Here is a 24,023-nt window from a genome sequence, read left to right as displayed (position 1 = left end):
ATGGTAACTATATACGCAAATTATGGGGAATCAAAAGTGAAGTTAACGTGGAAAAAAGATGGTATATTGCCAGAATACAATAGAATTACGAGTGTTCACGGTTTTTGTTTTCATAATAATATGGTTTTATTAATAGACCATGAGCAGCGTGGTTGGGACTTTCCTGGTGGACATATAGAGGAAGGGGAGCTACCAGAAGAATGTTTTAAAAGAGAAGCGTGGGAAGAAGGGTATGTAAAAGGAGAATGCACTTTACTTGGATATATTATCGTTGATCATAGTGATAATCCAAATTGGAATGCAGATAGCCCGTATCCGAAAGTAGGATATCAGCCGTTCTATCGAATGGATATAACCGAAGTATATGAGTTTAATGGTGAATATGAGTCCGATAACAGGATGTTTATTAGAGTTGAAGAAGTCGCATCGCTTTATCATAAATGGAATGAATTATGTGATGAAATATTGAAAGAGGCAGTCTTAATAAAATAAAAATCAATCTTTGTTATATTAAGATTTTAGGAGGTTTTTCTTTATATTTGTCAAATAATAGTAAGGGTGTCTTTTGAATTGAGGGCATCTTCGGAATTAAGGGTGGGAGAAATGGACATTTCAATAATCGTTGAACAACTAGTTAATGAGAAGGTTATTTCACATTATCCGAAAAGTATTAAAGTGTTGAACGGAGGAACGACAAGTGCAGTATATTTGTTGGGCGGAAAATATGTTGTAAAGTTGAATAAATCGGAAGTGATACGTGAAGAAGCTGATTTTCTTTCTTTTTATGAAGGGAATACTTTATTTTCAAAGCTTTTGTATAAGGAACCTTTAAATAGATATATTGTGTATTCCTTTCTTGTAGGGACTACTTCGTGCGAACTTGGGCATAAGAGGAGCACACTTTGTACACTTGTAAAAGAAGTAATTAATACGTATGAAATAGTTCCAAAGGTAGATGGATGGGGATGGAAAGATAGTCTGGTTCAATCTTGGACAGAGTTTTTATTAACAAATGTAATGGAAGCTCGTGAAAATTTGAGGCAGTACATAAGTGATGAAGAACATCAGCTTGTTCTTACACTTGTAAATAGTCCAAAAAGAGGTACTGGAATAGATAGGCCGTTTTTATTACATGGTGATCTTGGATTCCATAACTTTATATTTCGAGATAATAAGTTATATGGTGTGATAGATCCTTTACCAGTCTTAGGAAATCCTATATACGATTTAATATACGCGTTTTGTTCGACTCCGGAAGATTTAACGAAAGAAACAATTCAATATGTGATGAAACAATGTGTATTTCATAAAAGAGATAAGGAATTATACGAAGAAATAATAATAGGTTTATTTTTGCGTATAGATACGTGTTTAAGGCACCACCCGAAAGATTTAGAAGATTACTTAGTAGCTTGGCGTTATTGGATGAATGAGATTTAGTATATCAATTATCAGCTTAATAAAACTTTAGGGATAGGAGAATAACTATGAAAAATTTCGTTTGTACAACGTGTGGCGTTCAGTATGCAGCGAGTGTAGAGGAACCGGTAAGTTGTCTTATTTGTGATGAGGAGAGACAATATATTAATCCGAAAGGGCAGTCTTGGACGACTTTAGAAAACTTGCAAACTAGTGATACATATAAAAATGAAATTATAGAAGAAGAAAATGGGCTTTATAGTATTACGACAAAACCAGAATTTGCGATCGGTCAAACGGGATATGTAGTAAAAACGGAATCGTATCGTTTACTATGGGATTGTATTACTTATTTAGATGAAACGACAATTGAGAAGATAAAAGAGTGGGGCGGATTAGATGCGATTGCACTATCTCATCCGCATTATTATTCAACCCAAGTAGAATGGGCAGAAACATTCGATGTACCAATTTATATACACGAAGACGATAAAGAGTGGGTTATGCGCCCGAGTAGTCGTATTATTTATTGGTCTGGCGAGTCTTTACAATTAGCGGATGGAATAACTGTACATCGTCTCGGAGGACATTTTAGTGGTGGTTCTGTATTACATTGGAAAGAAGGAAATGATGGGAAAGGTATTTTACTAACAGGTGATATTATTCAAGTTGTAGCGGATCAGCAGTGGGTGAGCTTCATGTATAGCTATCCAAACTTAATTCCATTACCGGCGAGAAAAATTGAGGAAATGGCGAATCGAGTGAAACCGTTACAATTTAATCGTCTATATAATGCTTTTCACCGAGTAGTAAAAGAAAATGCAAATGAGGCAGTTGAACGTTCTGCGGAAAGATATATTAAAGCGATAGAAGGAAAGCTATTTCATACGTAAAGGAGTGCTAGATTAATGAAAACGTTAGTATGCTTTGGTGATAGTATTACAGCTGATGAAATATTTTTCGATGGAACGCCGAGATTAACACCACGTTTGCAAGAGGTGTTTCCTAATTTGAAGGTAGTTAATGCGGGTATTCCAGGGGATAATACATTTGATGCGTTAAAACGTATTGAAGAGGATGTATTATCATATAAACCAGACTTTGTAACAATTTTTCTAGGTACGAATGATGCAGTCTCTTTTGCTCAAGTGCCATTACAAGCATACAAAGAAAACTTAGAGAAGATTGTGGATCAGATTTCATCAGAAAAAGTACTACTCATTAGTCCTGCACCAGTTGATGAAGAAAGACAGTATAATAGAACAAACAAAATACTCGGTCAGTATGCAGAAGTAGTAGAGGAAGTGGCGAAAGAAACAGGAAGTCATTTTCTAAATTTGTATGCTGAAATGATTCAAGAATCGAATTATAAAAGCTTCGTAGAAGATGATGAAAAAGATGGATTACACTTTGGACCGGAAGGTTATGAGTATTTAGCGAAGTTAATTGGTGAAAAGTTAAAAGGGATTTTATAAAAAGCAAAGCGATATCGCTTTGCTTTTTACGGTTTCTTTTTAAAGGAATCAATCTAGAAATACTTGTTGCAATGCCTTCAGACCATCGTTGTAGATTCCATGAAACAGATTAATTGCCTCTTCATTACTAACCCCTACAGGAGTGAAATTACCAGACCACTCTACTAACGATGTGTTACTTTCAGTACCTTCTTTAACCTGGATCGTGGATTGATAATTAGTGACTGGGAATGGTGCATTCATAATTGAATACGTGTAGTAGCGCTCCTTATCATTGAATACTTCTAAGCGCTCTATAATCGTATCACCATCTGGATTAGCTAGATGACGTACACGACCGCCTTCAGTTACTTTACTGCTAGGTATATAAGGTAACCAGTCTGGAAGGGAGTTGAAACCTCCAATTAATTGCCATACTTGTTCAGGTGAAGCAAAAATTGTCATAGATGTAGTAGTATGTGCCATATCCATTACGCTCCTTTTATCTCGCTATTTGCGGGTAATAAGACTCTCACCTCAAAATTCAGCGAATATGAGGTGGGGAGTCGGTCTGCCCGTAAAATCCCCACTGATTAAAGTTTCACTTTATTTCACGTTGATTGGCAGTGGTGCATTAGGTGCTACTAGTTTTTGTTCGCGCATTTCTTCCCAGAATGCTGCTGGAATCACTGTGTTCAATGCAGCTTGGTCTTCTGCAATTCGTTCAGGTTTACTTGCACCAGGAACAACAGCAGCAACTGCTGGATTAGCTAGTGAAAATTGCAATGCAGCAGCCTTGATGCTGATTTCGTGACGGTCTGTAAGAGCTTTGATTTTCTCAACTTTTGCAATAATTTCTGGTGACGCTTTTTGGTATTCGAAGTGAGTACCTCCAGCAAGAACACCTGAGCTATATGGGCCGCCAACAACAATATCCATATTATGCTTTACAGCTGCAGGCATTACTCGTTGTAAGGCACGCTCGTGGTCTAATAATGAATAACGACCAGCTAACAAGGATATATTTGGCTTCGCTTCTTCCAAATCAAGCATAAGTTCAATTGATTCTACTTTGTTTACTCCAAGTCCCCAACCTTTAATGACTCCTTCTTCACGTAAACGTGTTAGCGTACGGAATGCTCCTGTTCGAGCCGTTTCAAATTGTGAAATCCACTCGTCGCCATAAAAGTCTTGTGCTAAATCATGAATAAAAACAAAGTCTAGACGATCCGTTTTTAAACGTTTCAAACTTTGCTCAATAGAGCGAAGGGTTGCATCTGCGCTATAGTCATTGATCATTTTATTTTTACGACCAAATTCGAAAAGTCCGCCTTTTTCACCTAAATCACGTGCAGATGGATCTTCAAGTTCATCTGAAATAGTTCGACCTACTTTTGTACTTAAAAAGTAATCATCCCGATTTCTTTTCGACAGTGCTTCACCAAGACGAATCTCCGCTAAGCCAGATCCATAAAGTGGAGCTGTATCAAAATAACGAACGCCATTTTCCCAAGCAGCATCCACTGTAGCGATTGCTTCTTCTTCTGGGATATTACGGTACATATTACCTAGTGGTGCTGTACCAAAACCAATTTTTTCTTGTAGTAAATTACTCATTAAAGATATCCTCCTAAAATTTATTTAAAAATTGATTAATCAGTGTGAATGGATGTGAAAATCAAAAACTGATCAAATCAATACATGTCATTTCATCGCCTGATAAAATGCATTATAAAAGTATTGAAACAGTTAAAAAAGTACGCACTTTAAAGTACGATGGGTACTTAAAGGTAACATAGGTAATTTCTAATACTGTATTGCTCACTCAACTCTTACATATGCTATTATGAAATGTATTTTACATAATAAAAAGTACGTACTTTAAAGTGTTATAGATACTAAAAAGTAATACAGGTACTTTTTAGTGCCGTACTACTCATTTACTGTTTACGTATGCTATTATGAAACATGTTTAACACAATAAAAAGTACGTACTTTAAGGTGCTATAGATACTTAAAAGTAATATTTAAACTTTTGGCTGAATTGTTTTATGAAATTATTAAAGGAGATTTTATATGAAAACATACAATATTCCTGTGGAGGCAACTTTAGAGGTTATCGGTGGAAAGTGGAAAGTAGAAAGTAGTTATACTGTGTCATTTAAAGAAAGGCAAAAAGAGAACGTGTGAATTAAAACAATTAATGTCTGGTATTACACAAAAGATGTTAACACAACAATTACGTGAACTAGAAGAAGATGGTGTAATCCATAGAGAAGTGTATAACCAAGTACCACCAAAAGTAGAATATTCTTTAACTGATTACGGTCGTTCTTTAGATTCTATACTCGATTCCCTTTGTAATTGGGGAGAATACCATCTCGAGAAGAATGGGAACACGTCCATGCTTATTACAGCAGCCGAATAATAAAAAAGGAAAAAACGAACAGAAATATGTTCGTTTTTTCTTTTTGTTTTGCAATGTCTATAGAAGGAGATTTTATAAATGCGTTTTTAAGTGGCATAATTACTTTTCGGTAATATAGGTACTTTTTTGTACTGTAGGAACTAAAATGTACCGTATAGAAAATTATTTAGTTTTACGCAACAATAGATAAGGAATTTATAAAAAAGGAGAGGAGATTGCGTGAAACAATATAATATACCTATAGAAGCAACTTTAGAAATAATCGGTGGGAAGTGGAAGGTCGTCATTTTATGTCACTTAACTAAAGGAACGAAGCGAACGAGCGAGTTACAACGGCTGATTCCTGAAATTTCTGTTAGAATGTTGACGCAGCAACTACGTGAGCTGGAAGAAGACGGTGTGATTACACGTAAAATTTACAAACAAATTCCCCCTCGAGTAGAATATTCCCTAACTGATTATGGGTGGTCTTTACAAAATGTATTAAATTTATTAACCGCATGGGGAGAACGATGCATAGATAGAAAAAACAATAAAGTTAAGTGAAATCTCTATATGTAATACTGAAAACACCACCTAATGACGAGGTGGTGTTTTTCAGTTAATAAACTACTAAACGACGGTGGGATTTCTCTTCTTCATTGTATTACTTCGCCAACTAATGGTGGGGCTACTAATGGTTGGATTGAAAAATATATATTCCCTGGTGGATATGTTCCTGCTGTTAACGAATTAATCACGAACATGACAAACGAACAATTTTTCATTGTTGATGTTGAAAGCTTACGTAGACATTACGGTAAAACATTACAGCATTGGGCTCGAAATTTTGAAAACGTACTGGAGGAAGTTCACAAAACGAAAGATGAACGATTCATTCGTATGTGGCGCTTATATTTAAATGCATGTGCAGCTTCATTCTTTACAGGTAATATTGATTTACATCAATTTGTATTTACAAAAGGCATTAATGATACAATTCCTATGACACGTTCTTATATGTATGAATAAGAGCATGTAATCTAATAGCTCTTTACTCATCAAGTTTAAATAAAATGATGGTAGGACATAAGTCCATAACTTAAAGTCGAGATAGAAATCAGAAAATGATTTCTATCTCGACTTTTTTATTTAATATTTTAGATGCTTTTCAGCATGTTGAAAATATAAATTGCTTTTGCGATTTCTCGTGGAATGGGATTTCTATAACTATAAGAGCTATGGAGAATAAAACTGAAAAAGTATGTAATGAAATGAGCATGTCAAAAGGTTCATTTAATATATAACTTTAAAAACAAAACTATATACTTTTGATTGTAAAAATATATAATAAATATAGGGACGAAAATTTATGAGCAAGGAAGTTGAAGAACATGACATTAACAATGGGCTTTATTGGATTTGGAAAATCAGCGAACCGTTATCACCTACCTTATGTAAAAACACGTAAAAATATAAAAGTAAAAATGATTTTTGCACGCCAAATTAATGAAGAATTAGCGGCTCCATATGAGGAAAAAGGTGTTTACTTCACTACTGATTTGGACGAATTGTTGAATGACAAAGAAATTCAAGTGGTGACGATCTGCACGCCAGCGCATACGCACTACGAATTGGCGAAAAAAGTTATACTTGCTGAGAAATCAGTTATCGTTGAAAAACCATTTTGCGATACAGTTGAACATGCTAAAGAATTATTAGCTTTAGGCCGAGAAAAAGGTGTGGTAGTTATGCCTTACCAAAACCGCCGTTTTGATGGTGATTTCTTAGCTATGAAGCAAGTTGTTGAACAAGGATTCCTCGGTGATATTGTTGAGGTTGAATCACATATTGATTATTTCCGTCCTGGTTCAATCACTCACGAAGGTCCAAAAGAAGAAGGTTCATTTTACAGTTTAGGTATTCATACGATGGACCGCATGATTTCACTATTCGGCCGTCCGGATACGGTGACATACGATATTCGTAATAATGAAGTGGAAGGTGCGGTTGATAACTATTTCGATGTTGGTCTACATTACGGAAATCAACTGAAAATTAAATTGAAAACCAATCATGTTGTAGCGAAAGATTATCCACGCTTTATCGTTCATGGAACAAATGGATCATTTATTAAATACGGTGAAGATCAGCAGGAAAATGATCTGAAGGCGGGTATTATGCCTGAGAGTGCAGGATTTGGTGAAGATTCACCGATGTACTATGGAGTTGCTAAATATCGTAACGCAAACGGTGACTGGATTGAAAAACAAATTAAAACGCCGCTTGGTGATTACGGTCGTTTCTATGATGCAGCGTACGAAACAATCGTAAATGGTGCAACAAAACTTGTGAAAGACGAAGAAGCGATAACTAATATTGAAATCTTGGAAAACGGATTTGCTGTACCATCACCTTCAGTTTACAAACTTGAAGCTTTAAATTGGAACGAATAGAAGGTAGTTAAGTATAAAAGGAGGTAGGGAAGTGGCAAGTGGATCAACTCAAGTAAAATACCTCGGCATTTATCAAAAAATTAAACAGCAAATTTTAGACGGTGAATATAAAATCAACGGAAAAATTCCGAGTAGCCCCGTCCTTGCTGAAGCATTTGGCGTTTCAGCCCTTACTATAAAAAAAGCGCTGGATCTGTTAGTTAGAGACGGCTACATCATCCGCCGGCGCGGAAGTGGAACGGTGGTTCAAGACTGGCGTCAGCAGGAAAAGGCACGAATGATTCAAACCTTAACAGGTACAAAAGCTGTTTACGGCAGTGAGGTAGAAAGTAAACTCATCGAGTTTACGATTGTCGGTGCCGATGAAATAATTGCTGAAAAATTAGGGGTTTCAGTCGGTGATTTCGTCTATAAAATCATCCGCCTCCGCATCATCCATAGTATTCCGACGATTATGGAGCATACATGGATGCCTATTTCGGTCATCCCAGGTGTTGAAGCTTCGGTTTTAGAGGAGTCGATATACTCGCACGTTCAAAATAAACTTGGTCTTGAAGTGGGGACATCCGTTGTTAGGGTCAAAGGAATTCGACCAGATGATAGGGAAAAACAGTTTATGAACTTAACAAATCAGGATTTCCTAATGCGAGTCGAACAAGTGGCCTACTTGACGGATGGACGAACATTCGAATATTCTTACGCCGATCATCTGCCAGAAACCTTTGAATTTGAAACAGTGATTACGGCAAAAAGTTATAAAGAGTCATAAAAAACGGTTGAGGCAAGTATTGTCTCAACCGTTTTTTTTATGTCTTCATAGAATTTACACATATAGTAGGAACAGTTATTATTCATCGGCTGTAATAAGCATGGACGTGTTCCCGTTTTTTTCAAGATGAACTTCTCCCCAAGTGCAGAGGGAATCTAGTATTGCTCCTAAAGACCAACCATAATCAGTTAAAGAATACTCTACTTTCGGTGGTACTTGGTTATATACTTTTCTTTGGATTACATCGTCTTCTTCTAGTTCACGTAATTGCTGTGTTAGCATTTTTTGTGTAATACCAGGCATTAAACGTTTTAATTCACTCGTTCTTTTTGTTCCTTTCTTTAAATGACAAAGAATAACAACTTTCCACTTTCCACCAATAACTTCTAAAGTCGCCTCTACAGGAATATTGTATGTCTTCATAAAAAACCCTCCTTTGATGAATTTAGATTCCAGTTTTGGGGCTAAATACGTTTTGGTACTAAAAATATTCCTTTTTAGTGCCTATAACACTTTAAAGTGCGTACTATTTATTGTGCTAAATATAGTTCATAATAACTCATATAAGAGGGAAGTGAGCAGAACTGTACTAGAAAGTTCATATGTTACTTTTTAGTACCTATAATACTTTAAAGTGCGTACTTTTTATTATGCTAAATATATTCCATAATAGCACATGTAAGCAAGAAATGAATAAAATGTACTTTAAAGTACATTTGGAATGGGTCCAATTGAATTAGTTTGCATCAACTTTATGAGGAAAGTCACACAAAAGAAAACTATTTGTTATGTCGATAGAATAAATCCAACATTTAACAGTTGATTAATAGAACTGTAAAGTTTAAATTTACAGTATGGTTTTTGGAAGTGAATTGTGTGAGGTATAGGCATATTGCCACCGTCTGTAAAATGTAGTTACAGTAATTTTATTAAAGTATCATTTTAAAAAGAAATGGATAGTTAAGATAAATTAAATATTGCCGAATAAATAATATTACGTGAATTTGATTCTAAACTGTAATTTTTTTTAATACATTTCAATAACCCATACTTGAAATAATTGTGTATTTGATACAAAACATTAAAGGAGTGTTTAAAATATGGTAATTCTATATACGACAGCAAGCTGTGGTTCATGCCGAAAAGCAAAAGCATGGCTCGAGGAACATCAAATTGATTATATTGAAAAAAACATCGTATCAAATTCTATGACAGTCGATGAACTTAAATCGATTCTTCGTTTAACTGAAGATGGTGCTACTGAAATTATTTCAACTAGATCTAAAACTTTTCAGGAATTAAATATAAATATCGAGGCACTTTCGCTTAATGAATTTTATAAATTAATAATTGAGTACCCTCAAATGTTACGTCGGCCAATTATGCTTGACGAAAAAAGATTACAGATTGGTTTTAACGAGGAAGAAATTCGCAAATTTTTACCACGTAGCGTTCGGACATTTTTGAACATTGAATTGCAAAAATTGGCTAATTAATAAGTAATATTTTGTAAGGAAAAGTTTTTTTGAGAGGAGGAAACAGGAGATGATTGAAGTATTTGTTACAGTTAATTATAAAAATAGAAATTACCAAACAAATGTTATTGTGAGTAAAGATACGATATGGACAAAAATTAAACAGTTGGCAGAAGAACAAGTCAAGAAACAATGGAATCTTTAAATTTATTTTCAGACTTAAAAAGCATAAATGATAAAAGATAAAAGATAGTTCAAAAAGCTAAATGAAACTAATAGACATTGGTGAGCTCGTATAGAATATAATGGAATTTATTTCTTCAGGGTAAGAATTATATATATATCTTAACGTTTGACAAACCTATCTGTAATATTTATAGTTACAGTATGTTGAAAAGTGATTAGCAATTTATATCGTAGGAGGAAGACCATGAACAGTGACTTTACCTTGGCCATTCACAGTTTAACTTATCTAGCTCTACAGCCAGATCGGATGTCAACAAGTAATGCTATTTCAGAAAGTGCAGGTGTTCACCCAGTACGCATTCGCAAAGTGCTAAGTTTGTTAAAAAAACATAAGTTTATACAATCAAAAGAGGGGATTGGTGGAGGATTTATTTTCGCTCAAGATTTAAGTGAAGTTAACCTTTGGCATATTTATCAAATAACCTCAGAAGGTGCTTTGCAACCTAAATGTCCAGAATCGAACGATCAGTGTATTGTAGGTTCGAATATGCGAAAAGTCCTTTTTACTATTTTCTTAGGCGCTGAAGAACATCTAGGTGAATATTTAAAGAACTATACAATGAAAGAAGTAGTTGATCTTATCAATCAAGAACGATAAACGGCTTAATTGTTATATAGCCGTGGAGTTCTAATGTCTAAATGTAATGAAAAACATTACAGTTTGATTTATTTTATATATCTTGTTTACTGTTATTTAAAAATGGAGAACTATTCTTATTGTTTTAATACTAAAATCATTTGTAAGAAGGTGAAAAAGTATGATGTCAAATAATAATCCTGTTTTAAAAGTAGGAGATTGGGTTCGAGGAATATCAGTAGAGGGTGAACTAATACTTGGTTACATTGAATCATTTGATAACGTAGGGGAAGTAGCTAAGGTTAATGTTGTTAAATGTGACAACAAAGACACAATAAGTAAAACAATGTCCTTTTTAAGTAAACATGTAAAAAAACTTCCTGAATCAAAGGCAATAAACAAGGAGCAAATCCTATTTCTTATAGATCTAGCATTATTAACAGGAGATGAAGAATGGTTTATCGGACTTTCTTCAAAATTAAACTCGATAAACGAGCTAGTTAATGGAGGAGTTTAAAAATTATTATAAATATAATTTCTTTCGGAATCTTTAGTTGTGATAAAATCAATTCTTTGGTTTTAAAAAGTTCCATTTTTTCGCGATTAGCGACAAAAAGCCACCTTTCACATAAGGTGGCTTTTTCGGTATTCATATGAGTAAAATATAGTATCTTTTCGCAAGGCCATTGTAATACTGCAAAAAATGCAAACACCTTGATTTATATTAATTAGTCACGTCTAAATGGACCTTTTGGAGTGATAAGCTCTAAATTAGTACCATCTGGATCACGGAAGTAGGCAACGCCTGTACCAAATCCAGATTTCAAGCCATCTTCTTCCTGGAAGACAATCGGCTCACCATCTGGTTGTACCCCAATTGCTTTTAGACGTTCCACAGCGGCATCAATATCTTCTACTTCAAAACAAAGATGCATCGCACTAATTTGATCATTTGAGTAAGATGCTTTATCTGATTTAGGGACAACATATTCTAGAATGTCGATATTCAAATTGTCTAAGTGAAGGTTTGCATACTTAATACGAGTATCTTCAAGTCCTTGGGTTTGCGCCATTCTTTTTCCGCCGATTTCATCGATGTTCGATACTTTTTTACCTGTTAACGCTTCATAAAAAACGATAGATTTTTCTAAATTACTTACGGTAATTCCGACGTGATTTACTTGTGAGAAGCCTGCTGTTTTTTCACTCATCTTTGTTGCCTCCTATTTTTTGATAGCATAATTGTAAAAGTTATAAAAATAGATTTCCAATGATAATATGACAAACGATTTTCCTTTAAAAATGTATTCTTTTCATCAACGTTTTACTGTAATTAAAATGAGCCTTTAATAGTAGTTCTATTCTAAGTCTTTTGTAACAAGACAGGAAAGAGTTTGTGCATTTATGTAAATGTATCGTGAATGAATGTTTTTATTATGAATAAAGAAAAGGAAAATATAAAAGTTGTTTTTCGGCCAGAAAAGAATCTAATACCTACTAGGTTCTTTTTGTTTCACTTGATAAAAAACTTTGATGAAATTGGATTACAACCATTGAGCAAAAGAGTTAATTATTGAAAATATTATTCTTTAGTACATACATTTTTAATATGTTAAATATATTTCATAATAGTCTCTGTAAGAGGAGGATAAGTAGAAAAGTACTTTAAAGTACCTATAGCACTTTAAAGTGCGTACTTTTTATAACATTGAATATCATTCATAATAGCACCTGTAAGTAGAAAGTAAGCTTTACGGTATTAGTTACTCGATGTTACAGCAGTTTATTTAGATTCAGAATAATTGAAAGTTAATACTTTAGAACGCGATAATTCCCCAAAATGCTAATATGGCATAAAACGATTATGGAGGTTGAAGATATGAGCACTTCAAAGTTGAGTGAAATAAGTAAACAAATTTTAATAGAGGAGGAAACACTTCAATTTTCTTCTTTTACAAATGAAGATGCTTTGCAACTAGGTTTATTTATCGTTGAAACAGCAAAGCAAGAGGGGAAATTGATTGCTGTTGATATAACCAAAAATGGTGTGCAATTATTTCATTTCAAGATGACAGGGACAACTGAGGAAAATACGAAATGGATTGAGCGTAAAAAACGGGTCGTTTCCCTGCATAATCATAGCTCGTATTATATGCAGATACAAAGTGAAATAACTGGAATTCCATATAATGAAAAATATCTTTTAGATGCTTCAGAATACGCTGCGTTTGGGGGATGCTTTCCTATCCAAATAAAAAACGTGGGGGTTATCGGAATGGTTACAGTCTCAGGATTACCACCAGAAGAAGATCATGAATTGGTTATAAGAGCAGTTAAAAACCATTTAAACCAGTAGTTGTAGTTAGTGAGTAGATAATCAATTTTAGGGGGGCAATACTATGCCATTAATCGAGCTAAATACTTGGCCGACCATGTCAACAGAAGAAAAACAGGAATTCATTTATGCAGTAACTGAACTTACAACAAAATTATTAAAGATTGTCCCTGACAAAATTCAAGTGTTGATAACGGAACTTGAGAAAGAAAATTGGGGAAAAGCTGGGGCTGTAGCAAGTGATGCTACCTTTGCTGAGAAAAGTAGAGTGTCCAATTGGGAGACAAAAGAGTCTTACTATACACTGGATAGTACCGTTGATGGAATGGGTATTATCAAGATTGATATATGGAATACATTTGATCAAGATACAAAGGATAAGTGGGTAAAAGAGCTTACACAACTAACATCTAAATATACTCATGCACCTTTGGATAAAGTCCTTATTCTTATTCGCGAAATGATTCCAGGAAACTGGGGACAAAGTGGTGTAACGGGGGCCGATAAAGATTTCCTTTCCAAAAGTCGTACATTTTAATCGTTAAATAAAAAAGGAAAAAATGAACATATTCCTGTTCGTTTTTGCCTTTTTTATTATTGGTCTGCGGTAATGAGCATGGATGTATTTCCAGCCTGTTCGAGATGACATTCTCCAAAAGTACAATGAGAATCTAATATGGGCTCTAAAGATCAATTGTAATCAGTTAAAGAATATTCTATTTTCGCTTGTTCGTTTGTTTTCCTTTTGTTAAGTAACAAAGGAGAACAAACTTACATTTTCAAGAGATACTATCTAACGTTGCCTCTATAGGAAGATTGTATTTCCACATATGAAACCTTCCTTTGGTGAATGCAGATTTCAGTTTTTGAACAAAATAAGCTAGACTGTGCAAATGTTACTTTTTAGTACCTATAGTACTTTAAAGTACGTACTTTTTATTATGTTGAATATCATTCATAATAGCACATGTAAGAACGAAACAAGCCTTACGATACTAGTTAACTATGTTATTTTTTAGTATCTATAATACTTTAAAGTTTGTACTATTCATTATATTAAATATATTTCATAATAGTACATGTAAGAGAAAAGCGAAAAGTACGGTACTAAAAAGTACCTATAGTACTTCGAAGTGCGTTCTTTAAAAAAAGAATGAAACCATTCATAATAGTGTTTGTAGAGATTAAATATATTTTTTAGAAGATAAAAAGGCGTTTTTATCGCACTATTATGATAGGAATTATAGGGGATAGGGGAAACTCAATTGAATTCATATACAGTATCTTCTTCAGCAACTCAAACAAATAGAAGAAGTATGCTTGCGTTATTAGCGCTAGCAATTAGTGCATTCGGGATTGGGACAACTGAATTTGTAAGTGTCGGTTTATTACCATCCATTTCAGAAGATTTAAATGTCTCGGTTACAACAGCTGGTTTAACTGTTTCTTTATATGCGTTAGGAGTAGCGTTTGGTGCTCCAGTATTAACGTCGTTAACAGCTAATATGTCGCGAAAAACGTTATTAATGTGGATTATGATTATTTTCATTATTGGTAATGGAATCGCAGCGGTAGCAACAAGCTTCACTGTATTACTTATTGCGAGAATTGTGTCTGCGCTTTCGCATGGTGTGTTTATGTCAATTGGCTCAACGATTGCTGCGGCACTTGTACCAGAGGATAAACGTGCTAGCGCAATTGCCATTATGTTTACTGGAGTAACAGTAGCAACTATTACAGGTGCACCAATTGGAACGTTTATTGGTCAACAATTTGGCTGGAGAACATCATTTTTGGCAATTGTGGTAATTGGAATCATTGCCTTAATCGCAAATAGTATTCTAATTCCTTCTAATATGAAAAAAGGTACGTCTGTATCATTTCGTGATCAATTTAAACTGATTACGAACGGAAGACTATTACTTGTATTCATTATTACCGCATTAGGATATGGGGGAACATTCGTAACATTTACGTATTTATCTCCGTTATTACAAGAGGTAACAGGGTTTAAAGCAAATACGGTTACTATCATTTTGTTAGTGTATGGAATCGCAATCGCGATAGGGAATGTAATTGGCGGGAAATTATCGAACCATAATCCAATTCGAGCGCTATTTTACATGTTCTTTATTCAAGCGATTATATTATTTGTTTTAACATTTACAGCGCCATTTAAAGTTGCTGGGTTAATCACAATTATTTTTATGGGACTATTCGCATTTATGAATGTTCCGGGGCTACAAGTATATGTCGTAATGTTAGCTGAACGATTTGTACCGAGTGCTGTCGATGTTGCATCGGCAATTAATATTGCGGCGTTTAATGCTGGGATTGCTCTTGGTGCTTATTTAGGTGGTCTTGTAACGAACTCGTTAGGGTTAATTCATACAGCTTGGGTAGGTGGCATTATGGTAGTAGGAGCTGTTATTTTAACAGCGTGGAGTATGGCATTAGAAAAACGAGATCAAGTAAAATAAAAGGAGAGAAAATAAAATGAAAAATTTACAAAGTAAAACAACATTGCATAACGGTGTAGAAATGCCTTGGTTCGGTTTAGGTGTATTTAAAGTAGAAGAGGGACCAGAACTTGTAGAAGCTGTAAAAGCAGCGATTAAAGCAGGATACCGCAGCATCGATACAGCTGCGATTTATGGAAATGAAAAAGCAGTAGGTGAAGGGATCCGTGCAGGAATCGAAGCAGCTGGGATTTCAAGAGAAGAATTATTTATCACTTCAAAAGTATGGAACGCAGATCAAGGATATGAAGCAACACTTGCTGCATATGAAGAGAGCTTAAAAAAATTAGAGCTAGATTATTTAGATCTATATCTTGTTCACTGGCCTGTTGAAGGGAAATATAAAGATACGTGGAGAGCATTAGAGACACTTTATAAAGAAGAGCGTGTACGTGCAATTGGTGTAAGTAACTTCCAAATCCATCACCTGAAGGATGTAATGGAAGGTGCAGAAATTAAACCGATGATTAATCAAGTCGAATATCATCCGCGTTTAACGCAAAAAGAACTACAAGCTTTCTGTAAAGAGCAAGGTATTCAACTGGAAGCATGGTCACCGCTTATGCAAGGTCAATTATTAAATAACGAAACATTACAAGAAATTGCTAATAAATATGGTAAGACAACAGCTCAAGTTATTTTGCGATGGGATCTGCAAAATGGAGTGATCACAATTCCAAAATCAACGAAAGAACACCGCATTATTGCAAATGCTGATGTATTTAATTTTGAATTAACAAAAGAAGATATGGAAAAAATCGATGCGTTAAACGAAAACCACCGCGTTGGTCCAGATCCTGATAACTTCGATTTCTAATAAAAATGAGAAAAAAGAGTGCAAAAGTTGCACTCTTTTTTTATATTTTCTATTCAAGAAAGTGTTTCTATTTATTTGAATATCGTTTATATCATAACTTTTAAATTGCGTTACGCTATCTAGAGAATTGATTCTAAAACAGAATGAATGGGGACAGTATAAAGTTTGACATATAATAATGCATTCTATAATATATGTGCTATAGCACGTATATTTCGAGTTATTTGGAGGTGGCATATGGACCTATATGATTTAACAGGATATCTTGTTCATCGCACTGATGTGAAGTTAACAAATTATTTCATGAAACAATTAAAGCCTTATGGTGTTACTCCGGAACAATGGAGTCTTATTAGTATTCTTGATAGTCAAAGAGGTATGACCCAAAAGGATCTAGCCCAAACAATTGATAAAGATCATAGTACGATTGTAAGGATGATACATTCCATGGAAAGAAAAGGGTTTGTCGTGAAGAATTTTAATGAACAAGATAAACGTTCACATTACATTTTTTTGACTGAAAAGGGTGAAGAGATAAAAAAAGATATTTTACCTGTAGTTAAAAATGCTAACGATTTTGTAACAAGTAGTTTAACTAACGAAGAGGTTCAACAGTTAAAGGTATTGTTAAATAAATTATATAATGTAAGTTATTAGTCAGATATTCCTTATAAAATAATTTTATAAGGAATAAAATCTACCATTTATGTGCTATAGCACATAAATGTCATCTCTTAACTTGTAACGTCCAAAATCTAAATAATACAGTAGATATATTATGAAACGAGGGGATTTTAGTTATGGAAAAATTCATATTAGCGTTTGATAGAGAACTTGTAATTGCAGAAAAAAAAGACTCAACATGGAGCGTTCACTCGCAGTTTGTAGGTGCTAATCCAGTTGCGTTAGCTTCTGATCCAAGCGATCCAGAAAGAATGTATTGTGGTACTTTTGATAGAGGATTATGGAGAAGTATAGATGGAGGAAGTTCATGGGAAGCAATTGGTACGTTACCTTCTTTTGGTGAAGTGTTTCCAGCTAATACTATTAATATGAGATCTATTACAGCAGTTTCTGTATCTCCATCGAAGGGTGATGACGGTAACGGGATAGTATATGTAGGAACTGAACCAAGTGCAATGTTTGTATCCAAGAATGGAGGAGACAGTTTTGAGTTACTAACCGATTATCGACAAATGCCATCGTATTCATCGTGGTTCTTTCCTCAAAGAACATATACACACCATGTAAAACATATTGAAATTGATGCTACTAATCCACAAACCATTTATACGACTATTGAGGTAGGGGGATTAATCAAAAGTGTAGATGGCGGTATTACATGGACTGAGGAAAAAGAGGGGAACTATCCTCAAGATATCCACGTTCTTAAATCGCATCACAATGCGCCAAATCGTTTATACGGGGTTTTAGGGGATTCATTCTTGAAGGAACCAGGTCAAGAGTATGCGGAGAGTTGTGATGGAGGTAAGACTTGGAGCTATATTTGTAGTGGGTTAAAGCATCATTACGCATATCAAATGGCGGTTAACTCAACTGATCCAGAAAATATTATTATTGCGACATCTTCAAATCCACACGTAGCGCATGATTACAATAATGGAAATTGTGAATCATTTATTTATAGAAAAGAAAAAAACCAGTCTTGGACAGAAATGAGTTCAGGTTTACCAGCTCCTAAAGGCACAATCATACCAGTTTTAAAGGCAACAAACGACGGAACGTTCTATCTGTTTAGCAATAAAGGGGTTTATCAGTCATTAGATGGCGGTTCAAATTGGACATCATTAGAGATTCCTTGGGAGAAAAGATTTATGGAACAACATCCTTATGAGATGTTAATTATTAAATAATCGGCGGGAATAGTTTTTACTATTATTCATTAGAAATGTTTAGTTAAATTTAAATGTTAATATCTTTTATTGAAGGTATTCCGAATCAAGATAAAATTTGATGATCAAAGTAGCTACAGTTCATATTTGTGTAAATATGAAACAAGCAGGATACATTAATAGAGAATGGATAAAATAGTACCAAACGATGACTAGATTTTATCAATGATGTTATAAGACTTAGATTCAGAATGATTAACAATTGGTGCTAGGGAGTCTAATGATTAAAAAATTCAAATCATATTATCTTCGAGATATATTATTTTGAAGGATATTAGAACTTAGGAGGAGATAAAGTTATGACAAAAGATTTTTATACTGCACTGAAAGAAAGACGTACTTACTATGGGATTAATAAAGAGGTACAAGTATCAGATGAAAGAATTAAAGAAATCGTGGAGTTTGCTGTGAAATATACTCCATCAGCTTTCAATTCTCAAACTGCTCGATTAGTTGTATTATTTGGTGAAGCTCATAATAAATTATGGGATATTACAACTGAAACATTAAGAAAAGTAGTTGGAGATAGGGATTTCTCAGGAACGCAACAAAAAATGGATTCCTTTAAAGCTGGTTATGGAACAGTACTATTCTTTGAAGATGAAGCTGTAGTTAAATCACTTCAAGAAAAATTTGCTGCATATGCTGAAAACTTCCCGATTTGGTCAAATCAAGCATCAGGTATGCACCAATTAGTTGTGTGGACGGCATTAGAAGCAGAGGGATTAGGAGCATCTTTACAACACTATAATCCATTAATTGACGATGAAGTGAAAAAAGAATGGGATATCCCTGCTAATTGGAAACTTATTGCACAAATGCCATTTGGTAATCCAACAGCTGAACCAGGTGAAAAAGAATTCCAACCGCTTGAAGAGCGTGTGAAATTTCATAAGTAATATTCTAATTTAATAACCTAAATGTGGTTTGAAAATAAAGCTTCTAGTTACAACAGATGTATTCGCCCTTTTTAGTAATGGGGGATATATTTGTCATTGGTGAAATTCGCTAAAAAGACTATTGTATTTTCTAAAAGAACAAGGCGATCATTTTTGATCGCCTTGTTTAACATTTGTACAATTTATAATGCAAATATTTATTAGCCCGTAAGGTTAATAATCTAAATTCTTAAACTAGCAATAAAGGAGTTTTTAGCACTCTGTTACTTACCAACACGGATTAATTTTTATTATCGAGTCATTGTTACCAAACGTTTTTCAACACTATTTTTCCTATTGCTTCATTCGACTCCATATACTCATGTGCTTGTGCAACTTCATCAAACGTAAAAGTTTTAGAGTCTAGCAATGGTTGAAGTTTTCCTTCTTCTACCATTTGAGTAAGTTTAGTTAAAATCTCCCCGCAAGCGTCACGTTTATCTTTATGTAATATTTTTAACGCCATAAAAGTAACGTGCAGAGAGAGTCCTTTTGCGTGTAAAGAAGAGAGATCATGGGTTGAACGAGCTGCAATAGTTACGACAGTTCCATTGACCGCGGCAGCTTCAAAAGAATTATCGAGATTCTTGCCACCTACCGTATCAAATATAACTTCAAATCCGTTTCCATTCGTATGTTTTTGTACATATTCTTGAACAGATTCTTCTTTATAATTAATAGCTATGTCGGCTCCTAGATGATGGGCTATTTCAATTTTGTTTTGCTGAGAAGCTGTTGTAAAAACTTTAGCACCTGCCCATTTAGCCAGTTGAATGGCTACGTGTCCTACGCCACCAGTAGCTCCATGAATGAGGACATTTTGACCAGGTTTAATATTTGCACGATCAAATAAAGATTCCCAAGCCGTAATTGCAACTAATGGTAGAGCAGCTGCTTCTTCCATTGTTAAATTTTTAGGTTTGTGAGCAATTAATCGAATATCAGCAAGCATAAACTCTGCAAGTGCACCACCAGTAGTTCCTTTAAAACCTCCGGCACACCCATATACTTCATCGCCAAGTTTGAATTTCGAAACACCTTCGCCTACTTCTATAACAATACCTGCTACATCCCCGTGCAATATAGCTGGAAATTCAGGAGCAACTGATGAAACAGCGCCACTGCGTATTTTCGTATCGATTGGATTTACACTTGTCGCTTTTACATGGATTAGAACATGTCCTGGTAAAAGTATCGGTTTTGAAAACTCTTCTAATTGAAATACAGATGAATCCCCAAAAGAATGGATGATTTGTGCTTTCATTGTTTATTACCTCCTGTTCGTGGTTATAGCATAGCAAAGTACAAAAAATAAGTATAATATTATGAATTTGGCTAGTGAGAATTTCATATATTCTTGTATTTTATTTAAGGGCATTTGTGTTCTCTTAAGATGATTAATGAAAAGTATTCGATCTATATCTAATTGAACATATTGCCTATTATTATTCTCATTTCTTTTAGCTGGGGGAAGAAGGCTGATTTTTTCGTAGTACCGGATTGTGTCTGGACTTAATCCTGTTTTTTTTGCAACATCTGATATTGTGAATATATAGTTCATTTGTAATTACTCTCCTTTCACTACAAGTGTATTGCTTGGAGTTAACTCCAAGTCAATCATTTTTTTGAGGAGTTTATATAAAGAGAAGAGGTTTGCGTGAAATAGTGTAACGTACCTGCAGAAGCAACTTTAGACGTTGTTGAAGGAAGGGAGGTCGTCATTTCATGCAGCATGATTTATTGATTACATTTATAATCAGGTATTTGGTATAGGTACTTTTAAGTGCCTACATCACTTTAAAGTACGTACTGTTATTAATGTTATGACCGTTTTATAATGACATTCGTAGCACTAAGTTATAACGATTACGTTTTAGGTATTACGATTACAATCGTATTTTATTTAGACAAAACTGCAACAAATTTTTAGGGCTGTGGTGTACAGGATTAACTATGAATTTTGAGAAGAAAGACCAAAAATAAAGAAAATTATAGATTTATATTAATGAAAGAAAGTGAGTGAAACACATGGGAAAGTTTGCGAATCATTTTGGATATAATCGTATGTTTGCGAAAGAACGACTTACATTAGGAGTTCACATTCCTATTGAAAATTATCAGTTTCATGCACCAACAATGGAAAAACAAGTAGAATTGGTACAAAAAGCGGAACAATATGGTTTTACAGGCGTATGGCTTCGCGATGTTTTGCTGCAAGACCCTGACTTTGGCGATCCTGCAACAGGTCAAATTTACGATATGATGATTTATTTGACGTATTTAGCAAGCCAAACAGAGAAAATTGCATTTGGAACGTCGGCAACTGTATTGTCACTTCGCCATCCACTTCGTGTGGCGAAAGAAATTGCTACATTGGATCAACTATTTCCAGAAAGAATTATGCTCGGCGTTTCATCCGGTGACCGACGTGCTGATTTTAAGGCGTTAGGTGTTAGTCATGAAACACGAGGCGAAAAGTTTAGAGAAGCGTTTGCTTACTTGGAAGACATTTTGTATAAAACCTTCCCATCTATCGAGTCGAATCTAGGAGAAGTGCATGGGGCAAATTTAGTTCCAAAACCGTCTAAACGTGTTCCAACCTTTATCACAGGTTTTAGTCAGCAAACGATGGAATGGTTTGCTGAACATGGTGATGGATGGATGTATTATCCACGTAGTCCAGTACATCAGGCTGCAGCAATTGGACAATGGCGAGAGCTAGTAGAGGACTATCATCCAGATGTATTTAAACCATTTATACAGCCAATGCATTTAGACTTGTCTGAAGATCCAAATGAACGTCCTACACCAATACGTTTAGGCTACCGTACAGGGCGTAAGGCGCTAATTGAATTACTAGATTTATACCGAAGTATCGGTATTAATCACTTGTTCCTTGCTCTATTTGATGGTAAACGCCCGGCTAATGAAGTGTTGGATGAGCTAGGGGAAGAAGTACTTCCTCATTTCCCTGCATTGTAAAGGAGTGGAAAGAATGAAAGCAATAGGACTTATGCAATATGGAGATGAAAGTGTACTACAAGAGATGGAAATGCAAACACCTCTATTAGGAGACAACGATGTACTGATTGAAGTATATGCAGCTGGTGTAAATCCCGTGGATTGGAAAATACGTGAAGGTTTACTTCAAGACGTAATTTCTTATGACTTCCCGCTCGTTTTAGGATGGGACGTTGCCGGTAAAGTTATTGCCATAGGGCCAAACGTAACAGCATTTAAAGTGGGTGATGAAGTATATAGTCGTCCGGAAATTGAACGAAATGGCACTTATGCAGAGTACGTGGCAGTCGATGAGAAGTATGTAGCGAAAAAACCGAGAAATCTATCCTTTGAAGAGGCAGCATCAATCCCTCTTGTAGGATTGACAAGTTGGCAAAGCTTAGTGAAATTCGCCAATATTCAAAAGGATAATAAGGTCATAATTCATGCGGGATCCGGAGGAATTGGCACGTTTGCTATTCAGTTGGCAAAAAGCTTCGGTGCACATGTTGCAACTACAACTAGTACAAAAAATATACAGTTTGTAAAGGAGCTAGGCGCTGATACTACCATCGATTACAGAACAGAAGACTTTTCTCTGCTTCTGCATAATTACAATATTGTATTTGATGTATTAGGTGAAGATGTACTAAGGGACAGTTATAAAGTACTTGCACCAAATGGAAAGTTAGCGTCCATTTATGGTCCGAAAGGCATAGAAATTCCGCAAACTGAAATATCTATAGAGAAAAATATTCAGAGTGACCATATATTTACTGAACCTAACGGATATGAACTTTCTCTTATTACAGAATTAATTGAGAGTGGGAAGATTAAACCTGTTGTAACGCATGTGTTGCCTTTACATGTAGAAGGTGTAAAAAAAGCACACCACATAAGTGAGTCAGAACGTGCTCTTGGCAAAATTGTATTGAAGAAACATTGGTAAAGTATGAGGTTTTAGAGACAGTATTGTGCTAAGTAGCGAATGAGCTTATATATTCTATTCTAGCAATTGTTTTAAAAGGGAGAGAACAAATGGATTCAATGACATTTCTTTTATTCGGAGCGACAGGGGATTTAGCGAAACGCAAAATTTACCCTGCTTTGTACAAACTATTTAGTAATCAAAATATACCGCAATCTATTTCTATTATCGGTATTGGCAGAAGGGCAATGTCAGATGTGGAATTTCAAACAAAGGTAGAACAATCCCTTGCTACATTTTCTAGAATATCTACTGATGACGAATCAGGAGTAGAAGAATTTATTAGCACATTTCGTTATTGTCAATTAGATACAGCGAATATAGAGGACTATCAAGATTTGTTGAGTCTTGTAAAGAGGCGTGAAACAGAATTAAACATTCCTAAAAACCGCATGTTTTACCTATCTGTTGTACCAGAAGTATTTGATGTAATTACTTTGAATATTAAGGAAAGTGGATTGTGGGCTACAAAAGGATTGAACCGTCTTATTATAGAGAAGCCTTTTGGTCATAGTTTAAAATCTGTTCGTGAGTTAAATACGAAGTTAATTAAAGGTTTTGATGAAACTGATATTTATTGTATTGATCATTATCTTTGAACATGAATGGTAACTAGGAATACACAAAAAAGTATTACGAAATAAAAAATCTTTAATCCAAGACATTTTTATTGACGGTAATAATTTATGTAGTTAATATACTAGACATAA

The 24,023-nt window shown here is 34.7% G+C and carries 28 protein-coding genes and 2 pseudogenes; 23 read left to right on the top strand and 7 right to left on the bottom strand.

What is annotated here, in order from left to right:
- The 4 genes from BAU28_RS15845 (at position 1) to BAU28_RS15830 (ending at position 2,894) form a co-directional block, all read left to right on the top strand.
- A complete protein-coding gene (locus BAU28_RS15845; protein ID WP_071719085.1) occupies positions 1-492 on the top strand; it encodes an NUDIX hydrolase in 492 nt (163 codons plus the stop codon).
- 111 nt (positions 493-603) lie between these two features.
- Positions 604-1,440 (top strand): aminoglycoside phosphotransferase family protein, encoded by an 837-nt coding sequence (locus BAU28_RS15840; RefSeq protein ID WP_071719114.1) that lies wholly within the window; start codon positions 604-606, stop codon positions 1,438-1,440.
- A 47-nt stretch (positions 1,441-1,487) separates the two neighbouring features.
- The gene (locus tag BAU28_RS15835; RefSeq protein WP_071719084.1) at positions 1,488-2,312 is read left to right on the top strand and encodes an MBL fold metallo-hydrolase; all 825 of its coding nucleotides are present in this window, start codon (positions 1,488-1,490) and stop codon (positions 2,310-2,312) included.
- Positions 2,313-2,327: 15 nt separating this feature from the next.
- The gene (locus tag BAU28_RS15830) at positions 2,328-2,894 is read left to right on the top strand and encodes an SGNH/GDSL hydrolase family protein (protein ID WP_071719083.1); all 567 of its coding nucleotides are present in this window, start codon (positions 2,328-2,330) and stop codon (positions 2,892-2,894) included.
- Between the two features lie 48 nt (positions 2,895-2,942).
- Here BAU28_RS15830 and BAU28_RS15825 read toward each other — a convergent pair whose 3' ends face one another.
- Positions 2,943-3,359, bottom strand: coding sequence for an SRPBCC family protein (locus tag BAU28_RS15825; RefSeq protein ID WP_071719082.1), 417 nt, complete (start codon positions 3,357-3,359; stop codon positions 2,943-2,945).
- 120 nt (positions 3,360-3,479) lie between these two features.
- Positions 3,480-4,490, bottom strand: coding sequence for an aldo/keto reductase (locus tag BAU28_RS15820; RefSeq protein WP_071719081.1), 1,011 nt, complete (start codon positions 4,488-4,490; stop codon positions 3,480-3,482).
- A 459-nt stretch (positions 4,491-4,949) separates the two neighbouring features.
- On the opposite strand from BAU28_RS15820, the pseudogene BAU28_RS15815 reads away from it, so the two are divergent.
- The 5 genes and pseudogenes from BAU28_RS15815 to BAU28_RS15795 all read left to right on the top strand — a co-directional run bounded on the left by BAU28_RS15815 (position 4,950) and on the right by BAU28_RS15795 (position 8,505).
- Positions 4,950-5,301 (top strand): annotated as a pseudogene (locus BAU28_RS15815) (winged helix-turn-helix transcriptional regulator).
- Positions 5,302-5,520: 219 nt separating this feature from the next.
- Positions 5,521-5,847, top strand: a complete 327-nt coding sequence (locus BAU28_RS15810) for a winged helix-turn-helix transcriptional regulator (protein WP_025149234.1) — start codon at positions 5,521-5,523, stop codon at positions 5,845-5,847.
- A gap of 33 nt (positions 5,848-5,880) precedes the next feature.
- A complete protein-coding gene (locus BAU28_RS15805; protein ID WP_420271285.1) occupies positions 5,881-6,312 on the top strand; it encodes a class I SAM-dependent methyltransferase in 432 nt (143 codons plus the stop codon).
- A gap of 362 nt (positions 6,313-6,674) precedes the next feature.
- Entirely contained in the window at positions 6,675-7,736 is a 1,062-nt protein-coding gene (locus tag BAU28_RS15800) for an oxidoreductase (protein ID WP_071719080.1), read from the top strand.
- 31 nt (positions 7,737-7,767) lie between these two features.
- The gene (locus BAU28_RS15795) at positions 7,768-8,505 is read left to right on the top strand and encodes a GntR family transcriptional regulator (protein WP_071719079.1); all 738 of its coding nucleotides are present in this window, start codon (positions 7,768-7,770) and stop codon (positions 8,503-8,505) included.
- 78 nt (positions 8,506-8,583) lie between these two features.
- Here the strand turns inward: BAU28_RS15795 and BAU28_RS15790 are convergent, their stop codons facing one another.
- Complete coding sequence (locus BAU28_RS15790; RefSeq protein ID WP_025149238.1) at positions 8,584-8,928, bottom strand: winged helix-turn-helix transcriptional regulator; 345 nt, start codon at positions 8,926-8,928, stop codon at positions 8,584-8,586.
- Positions 8,929-9,605: 677 nt separating this feature from the next.
- Here BAU28_RS15790 and spxA point away from each other — a divergent pair.
- The 4 genes from spxA to BAU28_RS15770 all read left to right on the top strand — a co-directional run bounded on the left by spxA (position 9,606) and on the right by BAU28_RS15770 (position 11,320).
- Entirely contained in the window at positions 9,606-10,001 is a 396-nt protein-coding gene (gene spxA / locus BAU28_RS15785) for a transcriptional regulator SpxA (protein ID WP_071719078.1), read from the top strand.
- A gap of 49 nt (positions 10,002-10,050) precedes the next feature.
- Entirely contained in the window at positions 10,051-10,185 is a 135-nt protein-coding gene (locus tag BAU28_RS15780) for a BA3454 family stress response protein (RefSeq protein WP_025149240.1), read from the top strand.
- Between the two features lie 225 nt (positions 10,186-10,410).
- Positions 10,411-10,824: an Rrf2-family transcriptional regulator SaiR gene (gene saiR, locus BAU28_RS15775; protein WP_025149241.1), complete on the top strand. Its 414-nt coding sequence runs from the start codon at positions 10,411-10,413 to the stop codon at positions 10,822-10,824.
- A 163-nt stretch (positions 10,825-10,987) separates the two neighbouring features.
- Complete coding sequence (locus BAU28_RS15770; protein ID WP_071719113.1) at positions 10,988-11,320, top strand: IDEAL domain-containing protein; 333 nt, start codon at positions 10,988-10,990, stop codon at positions 11,318-11,320.
- 211 nt (positions 11,321-11,531) lie between these two features.
- Here the strand turns inward: BAU28_RS15770 and BAU28_RS15760 are convergent, their stop codons facing one another.
- Positions 11,532-12,014 carry a VOC family protein gene (locus BAU28_RS15760; protein WP_071719077.1) on the bottom strand — a complete coding sequence of 161 codons (483 nt, stop codon included), beginning with the start codon at positions 12,012-12,014 and terminating at the stop codon, positions 11,532-11,534.
- 629 nt (positions 12,015-12,643) lie between these two features.
- Here BAU28_RS15760 and BAU28_RS15755 point away from each other — a divergent pair.
- A complete protein-coding gene (locus tag BAU28_RS15755) occupies positions 12,644-13,159 on the top strand; it encodes a heme-degrading domain-containing protein (protein ID WP_115610320.1) in 516 nt (171 codons plus the stop codon).
- A gap of 43 nt (positions 13,160-13,202) precedes the next feature.
- Positions 13,203-13,676, top strand: a complete 474-nt coding sequence (locus BAU28_RS15750; RefSeq protein ID WP_071719076.1) for a tautomerase family protein — start codon at positions 13,203-13,205, stop codon at positions 13,674-13,676.
- Positions 13,677-13,732: 56 nt separating this feature from the next.
- Here the strand turns inward: BAU28_RS15750 and BAU28_RS15745 are convergent.
- Positions 13,733-13,968 (bottom strand): annotated as a pseudogene (locus BAU28_RS15745) (hypothetical protein).
- 486 nt (positions 13,969-14,454) lie between these two features.
- On the opposite strand from BAU28_RS15745, the gene BAU28_RS15740 reads away from it, so the two are divergent.
- From BAU28_RS15740 to BAU28_RS15720, 5 genes are all read left to right on the top strand, one after another.
- Positions 14,455-15,618, top strand: a complete 1,164-nt coding sequence (locus BAU28_RS15740) for an MFS transporter (protein ID WP_208610970.1) — start codon at positions 14,455-14,457, stop codon at positions 15,616-15,618.
- A 16-nt stretch (positions 15,619-15,634) separates the two neighbouring features.
- Positions 15,635-16,474 carry an aldo/keto reductase gene (locus BAU28_RS15735; protein ID WP_025149248.1) on the top strand — a complete coding sequence of 280 codons (840 nt, stop codon included), beginning with the start codon at positions 15,635-15,637 and terminating at the stop codon, positions 16,472-16,474.
- Positions 16,475-16,711: 237 nt separating this feature from the next.
- Entirely contained in the window at positions 16,712-17,131 is a 420-nt protein-coding gene (locus tag BAU28_RS15730) for a MarR family winged helix-turn-helix transcriptional regulator (protein WP_025149249.1), read from the top strand.
- 143 nt (positions 17,132-17,274) lie between these two features.
- Entirely contained in the window at positions 17,275-18,348 is a 1,074-nt protein-coding gene (locus BAU28_RS15725; protein ID WP_071719074.1) for a WD40/YVTN/BNR-like repeat-containing protein, read from the top strand.
- Between the two features lie 338 nt (positions 18,349-18,686).
- Positions 18,687-19,286, top strand: a complete 600-nt coding sequence (locus BAU28_RS15720; RefSeq protein WP_071719073.1) for a nitroreductase family protein — start codon at positions 18,687-18,689, stop codon at positions 19,284-19,286.
- A 304-nt stretch (positions 19,287-19,590) separates the two neighbouring features.
- On the opposite strand, the gene BAU28_RS15715 is transcribed toward BAU28_RS15720, so the two are convergent.
- The gene (locus BAU28_RS15715; RefSeq protein ID WP_071719072.1) at positions 19,591-20,589 is read right to left on the bottom strand and encodes a zinc-dependent alcohol dehydrogenase family protein; all 999 of its coding nucleotides are present in this window, start codon (positions 20,587-20,589) and stop codon (positions 19,591-19,593) included.
- Positions 20,590-20,595: 6 nt separating this feature from the next.
- On the bottom strand, positions 20,596-20,886 hold the full coding sequence (locus tag BAU28_RS15710; protein ID WP_244158126.1) for a MerR family transcriptional regulator: 291 nt from the start codon (positions 20,884-20,886) through the stop codon (positions 20,596-20,598).
- 467 nt (positions 20,887-21,353) lie between these two features.
- Here BAU28_RS15710 and BAU28_RS15700 point away from each other — a divergent pair, with 467 nt between their 5' ends.
- The 3 genes from BAU28_RS15700 to BAU28_RS15690 all read left to right on the top strand — a co-directional run bounded on the left by BAU28_RS15700 (position 21,354) and on the right by BAU28_RS15690 (position 23,912).
- Positions 21,354-22,307: an LLM class oxidoreductase gene (locus BAU28_RS15700; protein ID WP_071719071.1), complete on the top strand. Its 954-nt coding sequence runs from the start codon at positions 21,354-21,356 to the stop codon at positions 22,305-22,307.
- Positions 22,308-22,320: 13 nt separating this feature from the next.
- The gene (locus BAU28_RS15695) at positions 22,321-23,274 is read left to right on the top strand and encodes an NADP-dependent oxidoreductase (protein WP_071719070.1); all 954 of its coding nucleotides are present in this window, start codon (positions 22,321-22,323) and stop codon (positions 23,272-23,274) included.
- 89 nt (positions 23,275-23,363) lie between these two features.
- The gene (locus BAU28_RS15690) at positions 23,364-23,912 is read left to right on the top strand and encodes a glucose-6-phosphate dehydrogenase (RefSeq protein WP_071719069.1); all 549 of its coding nucleotides are present in this window, start codon (positions 23,364-23,366) and stop codon (positions 23,910-23,912) included.
- The last annotated feature ends 111 nt before the right edge of the window (positions 23,913-24,023 follow it).

The sequence above is a fragment of the Bacillus paramycoides genome (assembly GCF_001884235.1).
Classification (GTDB): domain Bacteria; phylum Bacillota; class Bacilli; order Bacillales; family Bacillaceae_G; genus Bacillus_A; species Bacillus_A paramycoides.
This window is presented reverse-complemented; position numbering and strand designations above follow the sequence as displayed.